The 20128-nt window shown below is 72.2% G+C and carries 15 protein-coding genes; 7 read left to right on the forward strand and 8 right to left on the reverse strand.

Translation table 11 applies throughout. From position 1 onward, the window contains the following. Positions 1-107 precede the first annotated feature (107 nt). Together sph and AC5677_RS32810 are read right to left on the reverse strand one after the other, a co-directional pair. Positions 108-1082, reverse strand: coding sequence for a sphingomyelin phosphodiesterase (gene sph / locus AC5677_RS32805; protein ID WP_497191507.1), 975 nt, complete (start codon positions 1080-1082; stop codon positions 108-110). 156 nt (positions 1083-1238) lie between these two features. Then, the gene (locus AC5677_RS32810) at positions 1239-2384 is read right to left on the reverse strand and encodes an acyl-CoA dehydrogenase family protein (RefSeq protein ID WP_497191508.1); all 1146 of its coding nucleotides are present in this window, start codon (positions 2382-2384) and stop codon (positions 1239-1241) included. 222 nt (positions 2385-2606) lie between these two features. Between AC5677_RS32810 and AC5677_RS32815 the strand changes: the two genes are divergently transcribed. Beyond that, positions 2607-3194, forward strand: a complete 588-nt coding sequence (locus tag AC5677_RS32815; RefSeq protein WP_497196841.1) for a TetR/AcrR family transcriptional regulator — start codon at positions 2607-2609, stop codon at positions 3192-3194. Positions 3195-3249: 55 nt separating this feature from the next. On the opposite strand, the gene AC5677_RS32820 is transcribed toward AC5677_RS32815, so the two are convergent. Genes AC5677_RS32820 through AC5677_RS32835 form a run of 4 tightly spaced genes read right to left on the reverse strand, consistent with a single transcriptional unit; the run spans position 3250 to position 7492 of the window. After that, complete coding sequence (locus AC5677_RS32820) at positions 3250-4740, reverse strand: aldehyde dehydrogenase family protein (protein ID WP_497191509.1); 1491 nt, start codon at positions 4738-4740, stop codon at positions 3250-3252. Next, positions 4737-5618, reverse strand: a complete 882-nt coding sequence (locus AC5677_RS32825) for an oxygenase MpaB family protein (RefSeq protein WP_497191510.1) — start codon at positions 5616-5618, stop codon at positions 4737-4739. Before AC5677_RS32825 ends, AC5677_RS32820 begins: the two co-directional genes overlap by 4 nt. Before the next feature lie 32 nt (positions 5619-5650). Continuing rightward, positions 5651-6874 carry a DUF6114 domain-containing protein gene (locus AC5677_RS32830; protein WP_497191511.1) on the reverse strand — a complete coding sequence of 408 codons (1224 nt, stop codon included), beginning with the start codon at positions 6872-6874 and terminating at the stop codon, positions 5651-5653. An 18-nt stretch (positions 6875-6892) separates the two neighbouring features. Next, positions 6893-7492 carry a DUF6230 family protein gene (locus tag AC5677_RS32835; RefSeq protein ID WP_497191512.1) on the reverse strand — a complete coding sequence of 200 codons (600 nt, stop codon included), beginning with the start codon at positions 7490-7492 and terminating at the stop codon, positions 6893-6895. Between the two features lie 157 nt (positions 7493-7649). Here AC5677_RS32835 and AC5677_RS32840 point away from each other — a divergent pair, with 157 nt between their 5' ends. Together AC5677_RS32840 and AC5677_RS32845 are read left to right on the forward strand one after the other, a co-directional pair. Continuing rightward, complete coding sequence (locus tag AC5677_RS32840) at positions 7650-8579, forward strand: oxygenase MpaB family protein (RefSeq protein ID WP_497191513.1); 930 nt, start codon at positions 7650-7652, stop codon at positions 8577-8579. Continuing rightward, positions 8572-9453 carry an oxygenase MpaB family protein gene (locus tag AC5677_RS32845; protein ID WP_497196842.1) on the forward strand — a complete coding sequence of 294 codons (882 nt, stop codon included), beginning with the start codon at positions 8572-8574 and terminating at the stop codon, positions 9451-9453. Before AC5677_RS32840 ends, AC5677_RS32845 begins: the two co-directional genes overlap by 8 nt. Positions 9454-9585: 132 nt before the next feature. Here AC5677_RS32845 and AC5677_RS32850 read toward each other — a convergent pair whose 3' ends face one another. After that, positions 9586-11085, reverse strand: a complete 1500-nt coding sequence (locus tag AC5677_RS32850) for a M1 family metallopeptidase (protein ID WP_497191514.1) — start codon at positions 11083-11085, stop codon at positions 9586-9588. Between the two features lie 164 nt (positions 11086-11249). Here AC5677_RS32850 and AC5677_RS32855 point away from each other — a divergent pair, with 164 nt between their 5' ends. From AC5677_RS32855 to AC5677_RS32865, 3 genes are all read left to right on the forward strand, one after another. Beyond that, on the forward strand, positions 11250-13229 hold the full coding sequence (locus AC5677_RS32855; protein WP_497191515.1) for a Xaa-Pro dipeptidyl-peptidase: 1980 nt from the start codon (positions 11250-11252) through the stop codon (positions 13227-13229). Positions 13230-13344: 115 nt separating this feature from the next. Continuing rightward, a complete protein-coding gene (locus AC5677_RS32860; RefSeq protein WP_497196843.1) occupies positions 13345-14640 on the forward strand; it encodes a M14 family metallopeptidase in 1296 nt (431 codons plus the stop codon). A 77-nt stretch (positions 14641-14717) separates the two neighbouring features. Continuing rightward, positions 14718-16481 carry a BCCT family transporter gene (locus tag AC5677_RS32865; protein ID WP_497191516.1) on the forward strand — a complete coding sequence of 588 codons (1764 nt, stop codon included), beginning with the start codon at positions 14718-14720 and terminating at the stop codon, positions 16479-16481. A 48-nt stretch (positions 16482-16529) separates the two neighbouring features. Here AC5677_RS32865 and AC5677_RS32870 read toward each other — a convergent pair whose 3' ends face one another. After that, positions 16530-17516, reverse strand: a complete 987-nt coding sequence (locus AC5677_RS32870; protein WP_497191517.1) for an FAD-dependent oxidoreductase — start codon at positions 17514-17516, stop codon at positions 16530-16532. 262 nt (positions 17517-17778) lie between these two features. Between AC5677_RS32870 and AC5677_RS32875 the strand changes: the two genes are divergently transcribed. Next, on the forward strand, positions 17779-19770 hold the full coding sequence (locus AC5677_RS32875; RefSeq protein WP_497191518.1) for an FUSC family protein: 1992 nt from the start codon (positions 17779-17781) through the stop codon (positions 19768-19770). Positions 19771-20128: the final 358 nt, after the last annotated feature.

Genomic DNA, 20128 nt, shown 5'->3' on the forward strand with positions numbered 1-20128 from the left:
CCTGAGAACGCACGGGCGGTCGCGGAGGCCGAGAGGCTTCCGCGACCGCCTTTGTGCGTGCGGCGGCCGGTCGCCGGCCACGGGCCACCGGCCGCCGCGCCCGTATCTCAGCCGCCGAGCACGGGGTAGTGATCGGAGAGATTGGTGTAGGTGTAGTCCTTGCCCCAGCTGGAGACCGTCCAGGGCGCCGACTCCTCCTTGATCACCGTGTTCTGCCAGTTGGCGGGCCGGGCGTTGCCCTTGCGGTACAGCACGTAGTCCAGGTCCTCGCGGGGGTCGTCCGGGTAGCGGTACTTCGCGATGGAGTTCTCCTGGGTGTCGAAGGAGTACGGGTGGCCCGTGCGGCTGTCGGCGGGGGCGAGGTCGGCGTTGCCGAGCAGTGCGTTGTACTCGTCGCCGTGCGAGTCGATGTTCAGGTCGCCGGCCACCATGACCTCTTCGTCCGCCGGAATGTTCTTGGCGTCCAGGAAGGCGTCGATCTCCTTGAGCTGCTTGGCGCGGTCCGCGGCCGCCTCACCCGTCTTGCAGCCCGAGTCGGTGGACTGGGTGTGCGTGCCGACCACATGCACCTTGGTGCCGTTCACGTCCAGCACGGCATAGACGAAGCCCTTGTTGGAGAGGGAGTCCGAACCGCAGGCGTCCTTGTAGACGTACTGCTCCTTGCGCAGGATCGGCCACTTGCTCAGCAGTGTCACTCCGCCGTCCTCGGGGGTGACGGCCGAGTAGGCGCCGCCGGTGGCGTCCCAGCCGCTCTTGCTGCGGCCGACCACCGGGGTCTGGTGCGGGTACTGCGCCGACGCGTTCGACTTCAGGGCGTCGGAGGAGGAGTTGTCGAAGGCTTCCTGGAGGACGACGACGTCGTTGCCCTGGAAGAAGTCCGCGGCCGCAATCGCCTGCGCGCGGTGGTCCTGGCCCCAGTTGGGATAGAGGTTCTTGCTCATGAGGAAGGTGTTGTAGGTGAGCACCTTCAGATGAGGGGTGGCGGCGGCCGACGCGGTGGGGGCTGCGGCGGTGAGGGTGAGGGCGGCCAGGGCTGCGGCTATCGCGGCGGCCCGGGACGTGCGCAGCGCAGAGTGCGGCACGGGAACTCCCTATGGGGGGTGGGGGCTTGATCCGGCGACGCTTATCCAACCAGCTGAGGTTACTTCGAGGTAACCATCCGGGGGGAAGGAGATTGAGGGAAGAGGGATTTAGCCGGACCCGGTGCCGTCACGGCCACGGCCGAGGGCTACCGGCCGCTACAGGCCGTAGCTCCTGCCGATGATGTCGCGCTGGATCTCGCTGGTGCCGCCGTAGACGGTGGAGACCACGGCCGTGCGCAGATGGCGTTCCATGTCGTACTCCGTGGCATAGCCGTAGCCGCCCATCATCTGCATGCCTTCCAGGGCGGCGCGTTTGGCGGTTTCGGTGGCCTTGAGCTTCGCCATGGACGCCTCGCGGGGGAAGAGCCGGTCCGGTTCCGCGTCGCAGCGCGCCGCCACCTCCCGTACGAGCAGGCCCGCGCAGGTGATCTCGGTGGCCAGGTCGGCGAGGCGGTGGCGCAGCGCCTGGAACGAGCCGACCGGGCGGCCGAACTGCTCCCGTGTGCGGACGTGGTCGAGGGTGTCGTCGAGGATCCGGCGGGAGAGGCCGAGCATATGGGCGGCGAGGAAGAGGCGTTCGGCGTTCAGCCCTGCCATCAGCTGGGTCCAGGCGTGCTCGGGGCGTCCGACCACCGCGTCGGCGGGCAGCCGGACATCGGTGAGGTAGACGTCGTTGACCTCACGGCCGCCCATGGTGTCGATGCCGCGGATCTCCACGCCGGGCGTGGCGGCGGGCAGATGGAACATCGTCAGCCCTTCGTGCTTGTCCCCGCCGCTGCCGGTCCTGGCCACGAGCAGGATGTGCTCGGCGAGATGGGCGTTGGAGATCCAGGTCTTGTGGCCGTTGATCAGCCAGCCGCCGCCCGGGGCGCGTTCGGCGCGGCAGCGCAGCGCGGCGACATCCGATCCCGCGTCAGGTTCGGACATGGCGATGGACAGCACCCGGCCGGCGACGGCGCCGCCGATCGCGGCCTTCTTCTGGGCCGGGCTGCCGAACTTCTCGTACGCCTTGGCGGTGATCACGGAGGTGATGAAGCCGCCGGCCGGCACGAGGCCATGGGCGCACTCCTCCAGGAAGAGACAGGCGTCGGTCATGCCGCCGCCGGCGCCGCCGTACTCTTCGGGAAGGCAGACGCCCAGCCACCCCAGGGCCGCCAGACGCGCGTACAGGGAGGGGCTGTGCGGGCCGCCGGTCTCGGCGGTCAGGGCGTCGCGCTGTTCGCGGGTGCCGCACTCGCGGCGGGCGAAGTCGCGCAACGCGGTGACGAAATCCTGCTGTTCGGGGGTGAGCGGCGTGGTCATCGAATGCCTCCTGAACAGGGCGTAGTGACAAAGTTATTCGGTTAGTGTCTTTGTTACGAGGACCATGGGGGCCGAACCGGCCGAGCCGATCGACCGGGCCGTTCGGGCCGACCGGGCCACCGCATCGCTAGGACGGGAGGGCCGATGGGCCTGCGGAACACGGACGCGACGCCGACCGCCGGAACGGACCACCGGAATGACGGATCGCTGCTCGCGCGGGCGATGGAGAGCGCCCCGGCCGGGGACGCGCTGACCGAGAAGATCCTCGATGCGGCGCGGGAGCAGTTCATGACGTTCGGGCTGCGGCGGTCGACCGTGGACGATGTGGCCAAGCGGGCCAGGGTGTCGCGGGTCACGGTGTACCGGCGGGTGGGGAACAAGGACGAGCTGGTGCAGCAGGTGCTGCTGCGGGAGTACCGGCTGTTCGTGGCGGAGGTGGATGCGGCCGTCGCGGGGCTGCCGACCATGGAGGAGCGGATGGTGGAGGGGTTCGCCGCCATCCTCCGGCTGATCCGGGGGCATCCGCTGATCGGTGGGCTGATGCGGTTGGAGCCGGAGACGATGCTGCCGTATCTGACGCTGGAGAGCGGGCCCTCCTTCCTTGCGATGCGGGGATATCTGGCGGGGCATCTGCGGCGGGCGCAGCGTGCGGAGGGGCGGGCGGAGAGCGATCCGACGCCGGTCGCCGAGCTGATGGTGCGGATCACGGTGTCCTTCCTGCTCAATCCGGTCAGCTGTTTCGCGCTGGAGGACGATGAGCAGGCGCGCGGTTTTGCGCGCCGGTATCTGACGCCGCTGCTGGAGCGCTGAGCGGGCGGGACGTCCCACGACCCGCCGGCGGGCGCGGCTCATCGACGGGCGCGGCTCACCGGCGGGCGTGGAACCACCGCCCGAGCTCCACGGCACGCTCCGCCCGGCGCCGCGGCCCCGCGAACGACATCGGATCGACGGGCGGCCGGAATCGCCGCACCGTGACCGCCCGGGGCGCGGCGAAGGCCCGTAGCCCCTCGGCGCCGTGGATGCGTCCGTACCCCGACTCGCCCGAGCCGCCGAACGGGAGGGAAGGTATCGCGGCGAATCCCAGCACCGAATGGACGGACACCGCACCGGTGTTGAGGCGCTCGGCCACGGCCGCGCCGGTGCGCCGGCGGCCCGTGAAGACCGCCGCGCCCAGGGCGTAGCCGCCGGAGTTGGCGCGGGCCACCGCCTCGTCGAGGTCGCGGACGGCGTTGACGGCGACCAGCGGGCCGAAGGTTTCCTCCCGCATCGCGGGGGAGTCCTCCGGGACGTCCACCAGCACCACGGGGTGCACATACGGCGGGCGGAGGGACTCGGGGCCGCCGTAAGGGGCGCGGGCGCCCGCGGCCAGGGCTTCCTCCATATGGCGTGCCACGGTGGCGAGCTGCCCGGGGCGGGTGAGCGGGCCGTACGCGGAGTCCGGGTCCGGGCCGGGGCGCAGCGCCCGCACCCGCTGCACGATGCGTGCGCACAGGGCGGCGTGGACCGAGGCGACGGCGTAGACGCGTTCCACACCGGCGCAGGTCTGCCCGGCGTTGGCCATCGCGCCCCAGACGATCGCGTCGGCCGCCTCGTCCAGATCGGCCGAGGCGTCCACCAGGACGGCGTCCTTGCCGCCGCATTCGGCGAGGAGGGGGGTGAGCCGTTCGGCGCAGACGGCGGCCACCTTGCGGGCGGTGCCGGGGGAACCGGTGAAGGCGATCTTGTCGACGCCGGAGCGGGCCAGCGCCTCACCGGTCGGCCCGTGGCCGGTCACCGTCTGCAGCAGACCGGCGTGTCCGGGCACCGCCTCGCCGAAGCTCCGGGCCAGCAACTCCCCGACCCCCGGCGTCAGTTCGGACGGCTTGAAGACCACCGCATTGCCCGCCGCGAGGGCGTGGCCGATGGAGCCCATCGGGGTGTAGAGGGGATAGTTCCAGGGGCCGATCACTCCGATGACGCCGAGCGGACGGTAGGCGAGCAGCGCGCGCTGATGGACGGAGAGCGGACCGGCCGGGACGCGGCGGCGGCCCAGGACCCGGCGGGCATGGCGGGCCGCCCAGTCCAGATGGACGAGGGTGAGCAGGACCTCGGCCCGCGCGTCCCGGACCGGTTTGCCGGTCTCGGCGCAGATCAGCGACGCGATCTCGTCCGCGCGCCGCGCCAGGGAGCGCTTCCAGGTGAGCAGCCGCGCCCGGCGCTCCGCCCAGCCGCAGTCGGCCCAGTGGCGCGCCGCCGCACCGGCCCGCTCGACGGCGGCGCGCACCTCCGCGGGGCCGTGCACCGGATGGTCGCCGACGGGTTCGCCGGTGACGGGGGAGCGGACGGTGAAGCGCGTCGGCGTGCTGCGGGTCGTCAAGAGGCGTCCTCGCAGGGCAGCGGCCGGAGCGGCCGGTGTCGGGCCCAGGCGGGCCCGAGGTCGTCGAGCGTGTAGCCGAAGGGGTACGAACGGGGCGGGGCGAGGCCGGGGCGCGACTCGGGCCGGGCCGGGGTGAGGCGGACGAAGGCGGCGCGGGCGCGCAGTGCGCGCACCGCCCATGCCCGTGTCCGGGCGGGCTGTTCGGGGAAGCCGAGGGCGCGGAGCAACGGCTCGTCGAGCAGGGCGAGGGAGAAGCGGGCGACGGCCGGGCGCAGCGCGGCCGGGTACCAGGCGGACATGACGCGGAAGGTGGCGTTGGCGACGCGGTGGTTGGCCGGGTCGTACGCGAATCTCTCGGCCTCGTACGCGTCGAGCAGCCGCTCGTACCCGGGCATGGTGCGGGGCGCGCCCTCGATGCCCATCAGCTCGGCCATCTTGTGGCCGACCAGCGCGAGCGCCTGGCATTCGTTGGCGCACAGCGGCCGCCAGCCGAAGCGGTCGATCCAGCGTTTGGGGCCGACGACGGTGGTGGCCAGGACGAAGCGGAAGTCCTCGTTGGCGATCTTGTACTTTCCGTGGATGCGGTTGAGGTGGCGGGCGGCGGCGCGGCCCCGTTCGGAGTCGAAGCCGTCGGCGGCCATCTCGTGGCCGAAGAGCACCGTGTCGTCGTAGCGCTTCTGCCCGGCGCGCTCGAACTCCTGGGTACGGTCGAGGAGTTGGGAGATCCTCGGGACGCCGTAGTCGCGCAGGAAGGCGATGCTGACGCCCTGCGCGTAGTCCCAGGGGAACTCGTACCGGGTGATCCAGCGGAAGATCTGCTCGTAGTCGCGCTCGGGGTCCATCCGGCGGATCGCGCGCAGCCGGGTGTAGCGGCCCATGGGGATACCTCCTGGGGGCTGGCTCTTGGGGCCTAGTTCTTGGGGTGGCTGCCGAGGACCGTGTAGCGCACCTCGGCGGCATCGACGAGGACCTGTCCCGCGGTGACCGGCTCCATGGTCAGTTCGGGGAGCTGGACGGCGAGGGGGAGGTTGGCCGGAACGACGTCCGCGCCGATGCAGATCCCCGGGGTGTGGACCTTCAGGACGGGGATCTCGAGGGAACCCTTGAGGTAGGTGGCGTAGACATCGACGTCACGGATGTCGAGCTGGACGTCCAGGACGTGGGTGCGGCCGTCCGGGCCCCGCACCTCGAAGTGGTAGTTGTCGGCGACGATCCGCGCGGCGTGCACCCACAGGACCTTGAGGCGGCCGCCGCCCAGGGTGGCGAGGTAGGTCGCGCCGTGGACGATCGCGTCGGTGGCGGCCAGCCGGTCGGCGCCGACGGTCGGGTAGTACGGGCTGACGGGGTAGACCGCGAGGCCCGGCCCCGGCTGTTTCCCTACGACCAGCGGCGGCTTGAGCGCGGTGCGGTCGTCGGGGGCGCCGATCGTGCCGGGCTCCGCGGTTCTGGTGGGCCGGCCGCCCCCGGAGGGCGGCGGGCCGGGGTCGTCGGGGTTGTCGGCGCCTCCCGTGTCCACGCCGGTCAGGCAGGGCAGGGAGATCCCGGCCGCGGCCGGCCGGGCCGCCGCCGGGGGTGCAGCCGTGACCAGCCCCGTGGTGAGCGCGAGCGGCAGTGCCAGGGCGAGGGCCGAGGTGCGCGAGACCTGCCGGACGCTGCGGCCCTCATGCGCTTTTGGGCGGGCGGTCACCGCCTCCGTGCCGGCCGTCCCGCGCCGCTGCGGCAACCAGCCGAACGCCATGGACGAGCCGAGCAGACCCAGTCCGCAGCCGATCCCGAAGCCGCCGAGATTGGTGGTGGCGAGCGAGACGAGCGAGGCGATGGCGGTGACGACCGAGACGAACATCCGTTGCGCGGGGGCGAAGAGGAAGAAGAGGCCGCCCGCGATGAGCACCAGGCCCACGCCGATCGCGGACATGGCGCCGATGCCGACCTTGAGCATCAGCGGCAGCGGCGCCAGCGGCAGGACGATCATCTCGACGCCGCCGCCCACCGCCCACACCGCCGCCCAGAAGGGGCGGCGCCGGCGCCATGCCCGCAGCGGCCGGCGCAGCCCGGGAGCGGGCAGTATCCGGTCGAACCAGCTGCCGAATTCCCTGGCCAGCTCGGCGAGAAAGCCGAGGACGAAAGTGATCACGGGTAGCTCACCTCCCGGCTAGTAGCACTCTTTGCCGCTGTTGCTCAGCTCGATCTCGACCTTGTCGAGGGTGAGCGAGCCGCCGTTCGAGGCCCAGGCCGTGCTCCGTACGTCCCGGGCGAGCGCGGTGTCCGCCTGGACGCCGAACAGTCCCTGCGGGCCGCTGACGCCCGGGGCGGCATCGAGCGTGGCGGCGTCCCGGCCCGCCTGCACCCCGGTCACCCGGCCGCCGCTGCTGGTCAGCGCGTCGGCGTTGACGACCAGGTTCTCGCCCTTGACGGCCCGCTCGCCGCCCGACCGGACGATCAGCGACACCTCGCCGACCAGCGGCAGACGCTGTTTCATCGACAGGCAGACCCCTTTTGCCGTACCGGACCTGATGCCGGCGAGCAGTACGGCGTGCCCCGTGCCGTCCTTGCTGCTGAGGGACGACGGGAAGCTGGAGATGCCCCGGCCGGTGATCTCGTCGGCGGAGACCTTGAAGTTCTTGCCGGAGACGGCGAACGACGCGGCCATCGCGCCCTGGGCCAGGGCGATGACGATCGCGCCCACGCAGGCGACGCCGGGCATCAGCAGCACGGCCGCGCGCTTCCAGTGGGTGCGTCCCTCAGGGCTCAACTCACGTTCTCTGACTGCCATTTCGGGGCCCATAGCAAGGTCCTCCCGACGGAGTGAGTCAATGTTACAAAGACTATTGACTTGTTTCACGAGCCGCGTCAACACTGCTGACACGGATTCAACTCGGCAGTGCCGTACGCGGACCCCAGGAGGCCGGATGAGCGCCGCGACATCAGCCCACACCCCTCCCGAACCGGCACCCGGACCGCCGGCACAGGTGCGGGCGCCCCGCCGCGGCGGCATGGCCTGGCGCCATTTCGGCGACACCCGCGCCTTCCTGACGTCACCTCAGCTCCTGCTCCTCCAGGTCGCCCACCCCGTCGTCGGCGCCGGCGTCGAGGACCACTCGGACTTCCGCGCCCGGCCCTGGCAGCGGCTGTTCCGCACGGTCGGCTCCCTGGGCACCGTCATCTACGGAGGCCAGAGCGCCGCCACCGCGGAGGCCCGGCGGCTGCGGGACGTCCACCGGGCGATGAAGGGCGTCGACGCACAGGGCCGCCGCTACCACGCGCTGCACCCCGAGGCGTACCACTGGGTGCACGCCACCCTCGTCCGCGGTCCGGTCGACGCTCTCCGGCTCTTCGGCAAGGGCATGACCGAGGAGCAAACCGCCGAGTACTACCGCGAGATGAGGGACGTGGGGCGCGTCTGGGGGCTCAAGGAACACCATCTGCCGCCCGACTGGGACGCGTTCTGCGCCTACTACGACGCCATGGTCGAGGACCGGCTGGAGATGAACCGGTCGGTCCGGGACGTCCTCGACGAGCTGGCCCGTCCGCAGAAGCCGCCGGTGTGGTGGGTGCCCGCGCCGCTGTGGCGGCCGTTCGCCGCGGTCGCCGCGCACTACGCGCTGCTGGTCACCGTCGGCCTGCTGCCGCCCGTGCTGCGCGAGCGCCTCGGTCTGACCTGGAGCGGGCGGCGGCAGCGGCGGCTGCGGCGGTTCGCCCGGCTGGTGCGCGCGCTGATGGCGCTGGTGCCGCCGCCGCTGCGGATCGCCCCGGCCATGTTCCTGGCGTACTGGCACACCCACGGGCCGGGTGCCGATCCGCGCGCCCGGCGCCCCCTGGGAGAGCCGTATGATGTCTAACGGGGTGAAACCGGTGAAATCTGGACGGAGAGCCCCGATACCGCCGCCGCCGGGCGGAGTCCTCTGGTCGCTGGCCGGGGACATCCGCATGCTGCTGACCCTGCCCGCCGCGCTGACGATGCAGGTCGCGCACCCCGCGGTGGGCGCGGGCGTGGACGACCACTCCGTCTTCCGTACGGACCCCTGGGGCCGGGGCGAGCGCTCGCTGGTCTCCCTCCAGACGTGGGTGTACGGAGGCGACGAGGCCGCCGCGGAGGGGCGCCGGCTGCGGCGGCTGCACCGGAGCATCCACGGCATCGATGCGCACGGCAGGAAGTACCACGCGCTCAGCCCGGCCTCCTACGCCTGGGTGCACGCCACCGGCTACCCCGTCTTCCGGCACGCCCAGCGCTATCTCGGCCGCCCCTTCACCGAGGCACAGGAGCGGCAGCTGTACGCGGAGTGGCTCCAGGTCGGCCGGGTCCTGGGCCTCCACGACCGCGATATGCCGCAGACGATCGAGGAGTTCTGGCCGTACTACCGCAAGGTCCTCGACGACGAGCTCGAAGAGACCCTCGTCGTCAGGGAGTTGCTGGCACCGGAGCGGCCGATGCCGGTGCCCGACCGCGGCCCGCGCCCGCTGCGGGCGCTGCTCCGGACGGCCTGGCCGTGGCTCTACCCGCGCTTCGCCCGGCTGCGGCGCTTCGTCACCGTCGGGCTGATGCCGCCGGACGCGCGGCGCGCCATCGGCCTGGAGTGGACCGACGAGCAGGAGCGGGCCCTGCGCCGCTTCGGGCGGGTGGTGCGGATCGTGGTCCCGCTGCTGCCGGAGCGGGTGCGCTACATGCCCCTCGCGCGCCGGGCCCGGCGGGCCCACCGGGCGGCGCGCGGCTGATCCGACGAGCGGAGCCGGGGGTGCGGGGCACCCCCGGCTCCGCTCACGCAGGCCTCATGACTTCCTCAAGGAGTCCTTACAAGGAGTCGTTACGCGGTCCGGGATCCGTGATCCACGGTCCGGGATCCGCGGTCAGTGCCCGTGCGCCTCGTGCACCTGATTCGTGGCCGCGATCGACTTCCACGACTTCGGCTGCGCCACCGGCGCCTTCCGCGCGTCGGCCGTGATGCCCTTGGCGGCAGCGGCGGACGGCTTCGCGGTCTTGAACAGCCAGGTGTCGAAGAAGTCGCCGAGCTTCTGCCCGGACTTCTTCTCCGCGAACTTCACGAAGTCGGCCACCGAGCCGTTGCCGTACCTGTTCTCGGTCGGCCAGGCCTTGAGGATCTTGAAGAAGACCTTGTCGCCGACCTTGTTGCGCAGCGCCTGGAGGGCCAGCGCGCCCCGGTCGTAGACCGCGATGTCGAACTGGTTCTCCGCGCCGGGGTCGCCGGGCTTGACCTTCCAGAACGGGTCGTCGGCCGGGTGCTGCGCGTACACGTAGTCCGCGAGCTCCTGCGCGGTGCCCTCGCCCTCCTTCTCCGACCACAGCCACTGGCTGTAGCGGGCGAAGCCCTCGTGGACCCAGATGTCCTTCCAGTCCTTGAGGGACACGCTGTCGCCGTACCACTGGTGCGCCAGCTCATGGACGACCACGGACACATTGGCGCCCTTGTCGAACGCCTTGGCGCCGTAGAACGGGCGGGTCTGGGTCTCCAGCGCGTACCCGGCCGGCACGTTCGGCACATACCCGCCCAGCGCGTTGAAGGGGTACGGGCCGAAGAGGCCCTCCTCCCACTCCACGATCTCGGCCGTGCGCGCGATGCTGGCCTTCGCCGCGCCCGTGTTGGCGCCCAGGTCCTTGCTGACGGCGTTGATGACCGGCAGGCCGTTCGCGGTGGTGTCCTTGGTGATGTCGAACTTGCCGACCGCGAGCGTGGTCAGATACGTCGACTGCGGCTTGTCCGAGCGCCAGTTGTAGCGCGTCCAGCCGAGCTTGGAGGTCTCCGACAGCAGTACGCCGTTGCTGAGCGCCTGGGTGCCGTCCGGGACCGCCACCGAGATGTCGTACGTCGCCTTGTCGGTGGGGTGGTCGTTGCTCGGGTACCACCACACGGCGGCGTCCGGCTCCTGCGCCACCACACCGCCGTCGGGCGTACGGGCCCAGCCGCTGTACCCGTCGATCTTCACCTCCGAGGGCTTGCCCGCATAGCGGACCACGACGCTGATCTGCGTGCCCTTCTCCAGCGGCGCGGCCGGAGTGACCTCCAGCTCGTGCTTGCCGGAGGTCTTGAAGGCGGCCTTCTTGCCGTTGACCCGGATCTCGCTGACCTTGAGGCCGAAGTCGAGGTTGAAGCGGGAGAGGTCCTGGGTCGTCTCGGCGAGCAGCGTCGCCGTGCCTTCCAGCAGGTCCGTCTTCGGCTGGTACTTGAGCCGCAGGTCGTAGTGGGAGACGTCGTATCCGCCGTTCCCGCTCTCCGGGTAGTAGGTGTCGCCCACACCCGGAGCACCCGGGCGGAAGTCGGCCGCGGATGCCGGGATCGCCAGCAGCAGGCTGAGTACGGCCGCACCAGGGACGATAAGTCTGTGACGCACGAGTCCTCCAACTCGTAGGGGAGATGGATCTCTTGGGAGCCTATGTACTCATCGGGACCACCGTCATGTCCATGGCCACATCCGACACGTGATCGACATATCGTCGTCATGCACCCCCGAGCGCCCCCTTCTGCAGGGGAGTTGACCCGCGCTACCGTCCGCCCGTGACGATACGTGCGCGGACACCCCGCATCCTTTGGAAAGCGCTCGTGACGGCGGCCACCGTCGCCTTGTTGTCCCTGCTCATCGGACCGAACGGCGCGGGCGCGACACCCGCTTCCGCGCTGTCCGGCGAGAGCAGACCCGTGTACTCCTACGACCACGCGATACGCGAAACGGTCTGGGTGGACACGCGGCTGGACGGCGACGCGGACGGCAGGACCGACCGGGTCGCCGTCGACATCGCGCGGCCCCGCGAACCCGCCCAGCAGGGCCACCGGATACCAGTGATCATGGACGCCAGCCCCTACTACTCCTGCTGCGGACGCGGCAACGAGAGCCAGAAGAAGACCTACGACAGCAAGGGCCGCCCGGTCCAGTTCCCCCTCTTCTACGACAACTACTTCGTGCCGCGCGGCTATGCGACCGTCCTGGTCGACCTGGCGGGCACCAACCGCTCCGACGGCTGCATCGACATCGGCGGACGCTCCGACATCCGGTCGGCGAAGGCCGTGGTCGACTGGCTGGGCGGCAGAGGGCGCGCCTATTCGGCCCGGACGGGAGGCAAGGCCGTCACCGCCGACTGGTCCAACGGCAGCACCGGCATGATCGGCAAGAGCTGGGACGCCACCATCGCCAACGGCGTTGCGGCCACCGGCGTCAAGGGCCTCAAGACCATCGTCCCGATAGCCGGCATCTCCTCCTGGTACGACTACTACTTCGCCAAGGGCGCCCCGCTGTACGACTCCGGCCCCGACGCGCTGGCGAAGGCGGTCGAGAGCCCCGAGGCGCAGAAACGTTGTGCCGCAGTACAGCGGAAGCTGGTCGAGGGCGCGCCCCGGACCGGCGACTGGACCGGCCTGTGGACCGAGCGGGACTACGTCCGCAACGCCGCCAAGGTCCGTGCCAGCGTCTTCATGGTGCACGGGATGCAGGACCTCAACGTCCGTACCCGGCACGCCGGACGCTGGTGGGACGCGCTCGCCCGGAACGGCGTCGAGCGCAAGGTCTGGCTGTCCCAGACCGGGCACGTGGACCCCTTCGACTACCGGCGCGGCACCTGGGTCACCACCCTGCACCGGTGGTTCGACCACTATCTGATGGGCTACGACAACGGCATCGAGCGCGCGCCGATGGCGGACATCGAGCGCGCGCCGGACAAGTGGTCCACCGATGCGCAGTGGCCCGCGGCCGGAACGGCGGCCACCACCGTGCGGCCCCGTAACGGCACCACGCCCGGCGTCGGCGTCCTGGGCACCGAACCCGCACCGCGGGGCGCTCGCGCGGCCTTCACCGACGACCCGAAGCTGAGCGAGGCCGACTGGGCGGCGGCCATCGACCGGTCGACGCCCGGCAAGGCCGGGTTCACCACCGGCCCGCTGTCCGCACCGCTGCGGCTGTCCGGCTCCGGCAAGGTGACCGTCACGGCCACCCCGAGCACCTCGACCGCCCATCTCTCCGCCGTCCTGGTGGACCTCGGCCCGGACACCATCCGCAACTACGGCGCCGACGGCGAGGGCATCACCACACTGACCAAGCAGACCTGCTGGGGCGCCGGCAACAAGGGCGATACCGGCTGCTTCAAGAATACCGCCGCCGACACCCAGAAGGTGGCGCACACCGTCTTCAGCCGCGGCTGGGCCGACCTCGGCAACTACGCCGACGACCGCAAGGGCCGCCCGCTCACCCCGGGCAAGCCGTACACGATCACCCTGGACCTGGCCGCCGCCGATCACATCGTGCCCGCCGGCCACCGCCTCGCGCTGATCGTCGCGGGGACCGACGCGGGCCTGATCGACCCGCCGTCCTCCAGGCCGCAGCTGACCCTCGATCTGCGCCGCACCGCCGCCGAACTGCCGGTGACCGGCGGCGCCGCGGCCTTCGCCCGCGCCACGGCGGGCGCCGCGCGAGGGGCCACCGCCCACCCGCCGCTCGACGGGATCGCACCGCCGCGCGTGATCAGCCGCATCCCGTCCGCGGGCTGATCCGGCCGGGGCCGCCCCACCCCGGGCGGCCCCTTTCCCTCTCCTCGACCCAGGGAGGTATTCCGTGAGACCCCGCTCCCGCAGCCTCACCCTCGGCGCGCTGGCCCTCGGTCTGATGGCCACGCTCGCCGCGGCCCTGCCCGCCGCCCCCGCCGGCGCGGCCGGACCGCAGATCCCCCGCACCGGCTTCGAGACCAGTCACGGCGCCCGGTGGACCGGCCAACGCGAGGAACAGACCTTCCTCGCCGCCGTCGACCGTGCCACTCCCCGGGTACGGATCGACCGTATCGGCGTCACCCGGCAGGGCCGTCCGCTGCAGCTCGTACGGATCGGCGCACCCGCCCCCGAGCGTCCCCAGGACGTCCGCCGCGGCAACTCCGTCCTGTTCATCTGCTCCCAGCACGGCGACGAACCCGCCGGACGCGAGGCGTGCCTCACCACCATCCGGAACCTCGCCTACGCCAAGGACCCGGCGACCCTGCGTTTCCTCGCGCACACCAGCGTGCTGGTCGTACCGACCGCCAACCCCGACGGCCGGGCGGCGGACACCCGGGGGAACGCCGACGGCACCGACATCAACCGCGACCATCTCGCCCTGGAGACCCCCGAGGCCCGCGCGATGGGTGCGGTGATCCGCGACTACCGGCCCGACACCCTCTACGACCTGCACGAATACAGCCCCACCGCCCCGTACTACGTCAAGGACCTGCTGTCCCTGTGGCCGCGCAACCTCAACACCGCGGACGCGGTGCACCGCGAGGCCCGCTCCCTCTCCGAGGACTTCGTCGAACCGGCCGTCCAGAAGGAGGGCTTCACCACCGGCGTCTACGGCATCTGGACCGACCCGGAGACCGGCGACCCGGTCAAGCAGGTGGCGGGCGACGGACAGGAGCGGATCCTGCGCAACACGGCGGGCGTGAAGGGCTCGGTCGGACTGCTCGTCGAGACCCGGGTCGATGCCCTCACGGATGCCGAGAAGGCCGACCCGGCGGCCAACAACAGACGCCGGGTCACCTCCCAACTCGCCGCGCTGAAGGGTGCATTCACCTTCCTGGACCGTCACCGGCTGCGCATCGAAGCGGCCACCACCGCGGCCCGGACCGCCGGATACGCCGACCGGGGCCCCGTCTATCTCGGCGGCGCGGACAACGATCCGGCGTCGGACGACGAGGTGCTGGCGGACCCGCCGTGTGCCTACCGCCTGGATGCCGGGCAGTTCGGGCGGCTCGAAGGGGTGTTGCGCCTGCACGGCGTCGGCTGGCGGCGGGCCGCCGACGGGGGCGCCGTCGTCCCGCTCCGCCAGTCGCTGCGGAAGCTCGTCCCGCTGCTGTTGGACCAGCGGGCCGGTTATCACCTTACGGTCGCGACGCCGGTGCGGTACTGCGACGCCGTGATAGGGGGTAACAGGTAAGGAAAATATGGCCAATTGAAAGGCAAACAGTGTCGGACACGGTAAAGGAAAAGGGAGACGGAGGTGGCCCGCCTCCGGTGACGGTGCCGCCGGACGCCGCTCACCGGACCACGCCCCCGCAGACCGACCGCGTGGTCTTCGGTGTCACCGCCCTGCTCACCCTGGCGTTCATCGCCTGGGGGGCGGGGTCCACCGCATCGCTCAAGAATGTCTCGACGTCGATGCTCCACTGGGTGATCGACAACGGCGGCTGGGCCTTTGTGCTCGCCGCCTCTGGCTTCGTCATCTTCGCGATCTGGCTGGCCGTCAGCAAGTACGGCCGGATCACCCTCGGCAAGGAAGGCGAGGAGCCGGAGTTCCGTACGGTGTCCTGGGTCGCGATGATGTTCAGCGCGGGCATGGGCATCGGCCTGATGTTCTACGGCGTCAGCGAGCCGCTGGGACACTTCACGAACCCGCCTCCGGGCACCACCCCCAAGGACTCCGCCCAGGCGATGGACACGGCGCTGGCCACCACGCTGTTCCACTGGACGCTGCACCCCTGGGCCATCTACGCGGTCGTGGGACTGGCCATCGCGTACAGCTGCTTCCGGCGGGGGAGGCGGCAGACGATCAGCGCGGTGTTCACCCCGCTCATCGGCAAGCGGCGGGCGAACGGCTGGGGCGGTCGGGTCATCGACATCCTGGCCATCTTCGCCACCCTCTTCGGCTCCGCGGCCTCGCTCGGCCTCGGCGCCCTGCAGATCGGCAGCGGCATCAAGGTGCTGGGGTGGATGGACAGCGTCAGCACCACCCTGCTGATCGTCATCATCACCGTGCTGACCATCGCCTTCATCCTGTCCGCGGTCTCCGGCATCGCCAAGGGCGTCCAGATGCTGTCCAACATCAACATGGTGCTGGCGCTGCTCCTGGCGGTCTTCGTCTTCGTCGTCGGACCGACCATCCTCATCCTCAACCTGGTGCCGACCTCCATCGGCTCCTTCCTCGGGGAGCTGCCGCAGCTGGCGGGCCGCACGGAGGCCAGCAGCGGCAGCGATGTGGGTGACTGGCTGCGCAGCTGGACCGTCTTCTACTGGGCGTGGTGGATCTCCTGGACGCCCTTTGTCGGCATGTTCATCGCCCGGATCAGCCGCGGCCGGACGATCCGTCAGTTCATCGGCGGCGTCATCCTCGTCCCCAGTGTCGTCAGCCTGGTCTGGTTCGCGATCTTCGGCGGCTCGGCCATGAAACTGCAGGACGGCAAGCAGCTGAACGGCTCGGCCACCTCGGAGGGCCAGCTCTTCGACGTGCTGCACCAGTACCCGGTCGCGACCGTCACCAGCATCCTGGTGATGATCCTGGTCGGCATCTTCTTCGTCTCGGGCGCCGATGCCGCCTCCATCGTGATGGGCACCCTCTCGCAGAAGGGAACCTTCGAACCCACCCGCCTCGTTGTGGTGTTCTGGGGGGTCGTGACCGGCGCGGTCGCCGCCGTCATGCTGCTCATCGGCGGCGGCTCGGGCGATGCGCTGACCGGACTGCAGAATCTGACGATCCTGGTCGCGGTGCCGTTCATGGTGGTCATGGTCGCCATGTGCTGGGCGCTGATGCGGGATCTGCGCAGCGATCCGCTGATCGTGCGGGGGCAGAAGGGCGAGGAGGCCGTCGAAATGGCCGTCATCGCGGGGCATGAGCAGTACGACGGCGACTTCGCGCTCCAGATCGGGCCGGGGAACGGCGAGGCGAACGGCGACGGGAGTGGTGACGGGAACGGCCAGGGGAGCGGCGGCGCCGTGGCCGAGGCCGCCCGGGGCGCCGGATCCCAGGACACCGGCTCCGGGGACGCCGGCTCCGAGAAGTAAGTGGCGGAGGGGCGCGGAGGGCCGGTGCACCCGGCCCTCCGCGGCCGCTCAGCCCGGCTGAGCCGCCGCCCGGACCAGCGCGGCCACCTCCTCCGCACACCCCCAGGCCACGGTCACCCCCGCGCCCCCGTGCCCGTAGTTGTGCACACACAGCGCTCCGCCCGGCAGCCGCTCCGCCGCCAGCCGCACCGCCGAACGGGCCGGGCGCAGCCCCACCTTGTGCGCCAGCACGCGGGCCCGTGCCAGCTCCGGGAAGCGCCGGGTGCACCGCGCCACGATCGCCTCCGCCACCGCCGGGTCCGGCTCCCGCCCCCAGGCGTGCGCACGGGCCGTACCGCCGAGGACGACGCCGTACGGCTGAGGCAGGACGTAGCACGTCGCGTCGGCCCCGGGATCCGCAGAGACGTACCACTCCTCGATACCGGGGTTCTCCGCGATCACCACCTGGCCCTGCACCGGGTGGACCTCGGGGTCCGGTACGAGATCCCGGGCCCCCAGCCCCGAGCAGTTCACCAGGACCGCGGCCTCCTGCCCGGCGGCCTCCAGGGACGCCAGGGAACGCCGCTCCACGATGCCGCCCGCGTCCCTCAACCGCCCCTCCAGATAGCGCAGATGGGCCGGCATGTCGACCAGCGGCGTACGGGCCCGCCAACCGGCCCGGCACCCCGCGGGAAGCTCGTCCGGGCGCGCCCTCCGCAACCCGGGTACCGCGTCGTACCACGCGGCGAGACCGTCGTCCCGGTCCGGTGCGGGGTCGGTCATGGTGCCCGTCACCATCCGCGATCCCGTCCCGGCCGGGCGCCGCGCCAGGGCCTCGAAGACCTCGAAGGACCGCAGGGACCAGCGCACCGCCCGCTCGTACGGCTGGATGCGATACGGCCAGCACAGCCCGCCGGCCACCGCCGACGTCGTATCGTCCGCCGCCTCCCGGCTCACCAGCCGCACCCGATGGCCGGCCTCCGCCAGCGTGACGGCCGACGTCAGCCCGGTCACGCCGCCGCCGATCACCAGCACCTCATCCGCATCGATCGTCATGGCAGGACGCTAACCGCGGTGGAAGGCGTCGAGAAGGGGCCGCCCGGAAGGCGTCCGGAAGCCGTCCGGAAAGGGAGGGCGGGTCCGGAAAGGTAGGGCGGGGGTGGACGGCGCGGTTTGCCGTTCTACGGCCGTGCCCCGGCCTCGGGTGCCCGTCCCGGCGGCGCCACCACCGCGTGATCTTGGTGTAACCCGCCGGCCGTCATCCGGACAAAACCGGACCTTAGGCTGGTAGCAGCACCGTCGGCCGATGAGGAAACCCATGCCCCGCGCTCCGCGCGCCCTGCCCGCCTGGCTCGCCCACCCCTTCCGCTGGCAGCGGCTGCCCGTCCCGTGGGCCGCCGTCGCCCGCGGCGCGCTGTGCGCCGGACCGCTGCTCGGCGCGGGCATCGCCACCGGCCGTACGGCGGCCGGTGTACTGGCCGGGCTCGGGTCGATGCTGGCCGGCGTCAACGACCGCCCCGGCACCCGCCGCACCGGCATCGTCCACATCGGGCTGCCCGCCCTCGCCTCGGCGCTCGGCATCCTGATGGGCGCCACGCTCCAGGCGGCCGGCGCGGACTGGTGGACCGTGCCGGCACTGTTCGTGGTCGGCTTCGTCTCCGGCGCGGGAAGCGTCGCCGGACCCGTACGCTCCACCGCCGGCATGCAGATGCTGGCCACCACGATCCTGGGCGCCGGCATGCCGCTCCCCGGCGCGCCCTGGGAAAAGGCCCTCTACGTCCTCGCCGGCTGCCTGTGGCTGCTTCTGCTGCGCCTCGTACTGCGCCCGCCGCGCCCCGCGGGCGGTGCGCTCAGCGGCGAGCGCGCGGCCGTCGCCACCGTCTTCGACGCGCTCGCGGACGCCCTGGGCGCGGTCGGCGGACCCGGCGCCGAGCCCGCCCGCCGCCGGCTGACCGCCGCCCTGGACCGCGCCGACGAGGCCCTGCGCCTGCTCCGCCTGACCGGTCGGCTGCTGCGCCGGACGGCCCGTACGGAGGAGCTGCTGCTCGCCGAGCGCTTCGCCGCGGCGACGTCCCTGTGCGAGGCAGGCGTGGCGCTCCTGTGGGAGGCCCGCCCGCTGCCGCCGCGCGTCGCGCAGAGCCCCCGGAGGTTCGCCGACGCCCTGCGGACCGGGCGGCCACCGGGACGGCTGTCCGCTCCGGAGCCCAGTTCGGCGGCGCGGGGCGCCTTCGACCGCGCCCTGCTGGACGCGGTGGTCACCTTCTCCCGCACCGAGCCGCCGCCACCGGCCGGGGCGGCCTCCGGCGGCCCCGAACATCCGTCCCCGGCCCGCCGGGTGCTCGGCGCCATCCGCCGGCGGACCCGCCCGGGACGCGGCCTCCTCGGACCCGCAGGACGGGACTACGGACTGCGGGTCGCCCTCTGCATCGCCGCCAGCGCCGCCGTGGCCCTGCTGCTGCGCCCCGACCACTGGTACTGGCTCCCGGTGACCGCCACCTTCCTGGTCAAGCCGGACCTCGGCCCCTTGTTCTCCCGTACGGTCAACCGCTTCGCCGGTACGGTCGCGGGCGTCCTGGTCTTCGCCGCGGCCGGGCAGCTGCTGACCTGGTCGGGGGCCGGGGCGTGGTGGCCCGCCGCGGTGGCCGGAGCGGGCGGCGCGCTCCTGCCGTTCGCCACCCGCCACTTCGCGCTGCAGACCGTCGCGATCACCCTCATGGTGCTGTCGTTCGTGCACGTCGCCGGAGCTCCGCAGGCCGCCTGGGAACGGATCGTCGATACCTCCATCGCCTGCGGCATCGTCCTCGTCGTCGGTCATCTTCCGCACCTCGCCGACCCCCGCCGCCGGGTCGGCCAGCGGGTCACCGCGGCGCTGCGCGCCACCGAACGCTTTCTGCGGCACGTCCTGCACTCCGCACCCGGACAGGACCCCACCGAGCGGCTGGCCCTGCGCCGCGCCGCCTACCGGGCACTGGCCGAGGCCCGTACGACGGCCGAGACCGCAGCCGCCGAACTGCGCACCGCCCGCGACCGCGACCCCGACTGGCTGACCGCGGTCATCGCGGCCGAGCGCATCGTCGACGCCGCCACCGCGTGCGCCGTGCGCCTCGACCACGGAGCCCGCCGCCCCGGCCCCGAAGAGGCCGAGCGGCTGTGCCAGGCGCTCTCCGCGATGGCCGACGCCTTCGAGCACCCGCACCGCCGGGACACCGGCACACCCGCTCCCGCGCTGTCGGCCGACCCGGACTGCGCCACCCTCACGGACGTGGCTGCGGAACTGGAGCGGATGCGGGGGTATGCGGGGGCGGGGTAGCGGCGGGGGCGGAGCGGGCCGTCGCCTTGTGCAGGGTCGCTCCTGCGCCATCCTCGTGGGCCTGCGGCATCCCCTCCCGGCTGAAGGGTGACGTGCTCTGCACCGGCGGACGGGGCTTCGGACGGGGCTTCGGCCGGGGCCGCTGGGTGATCGGGGCCCGGGGGGGAACGGCGCGATCTTGGGTGCGGGTGCGGGTGCGGGTGCGGGTGACGGTGGCGGGCCGACGGTCATCGGGAGACCGTGCGGCGTTCGGGGCCGGGCCGGGCCGTCGGGGCCGGGTGGGGTGCCCTGAGGGCCCTGCCGGTACCCCTCCGCGGCGCACGGACTCCGTGGCGGCTGCGGCGCACGCCGAGACCCC

This window comes from Streptomyces sp. JLSY215 (assembly GCF_059682825.1).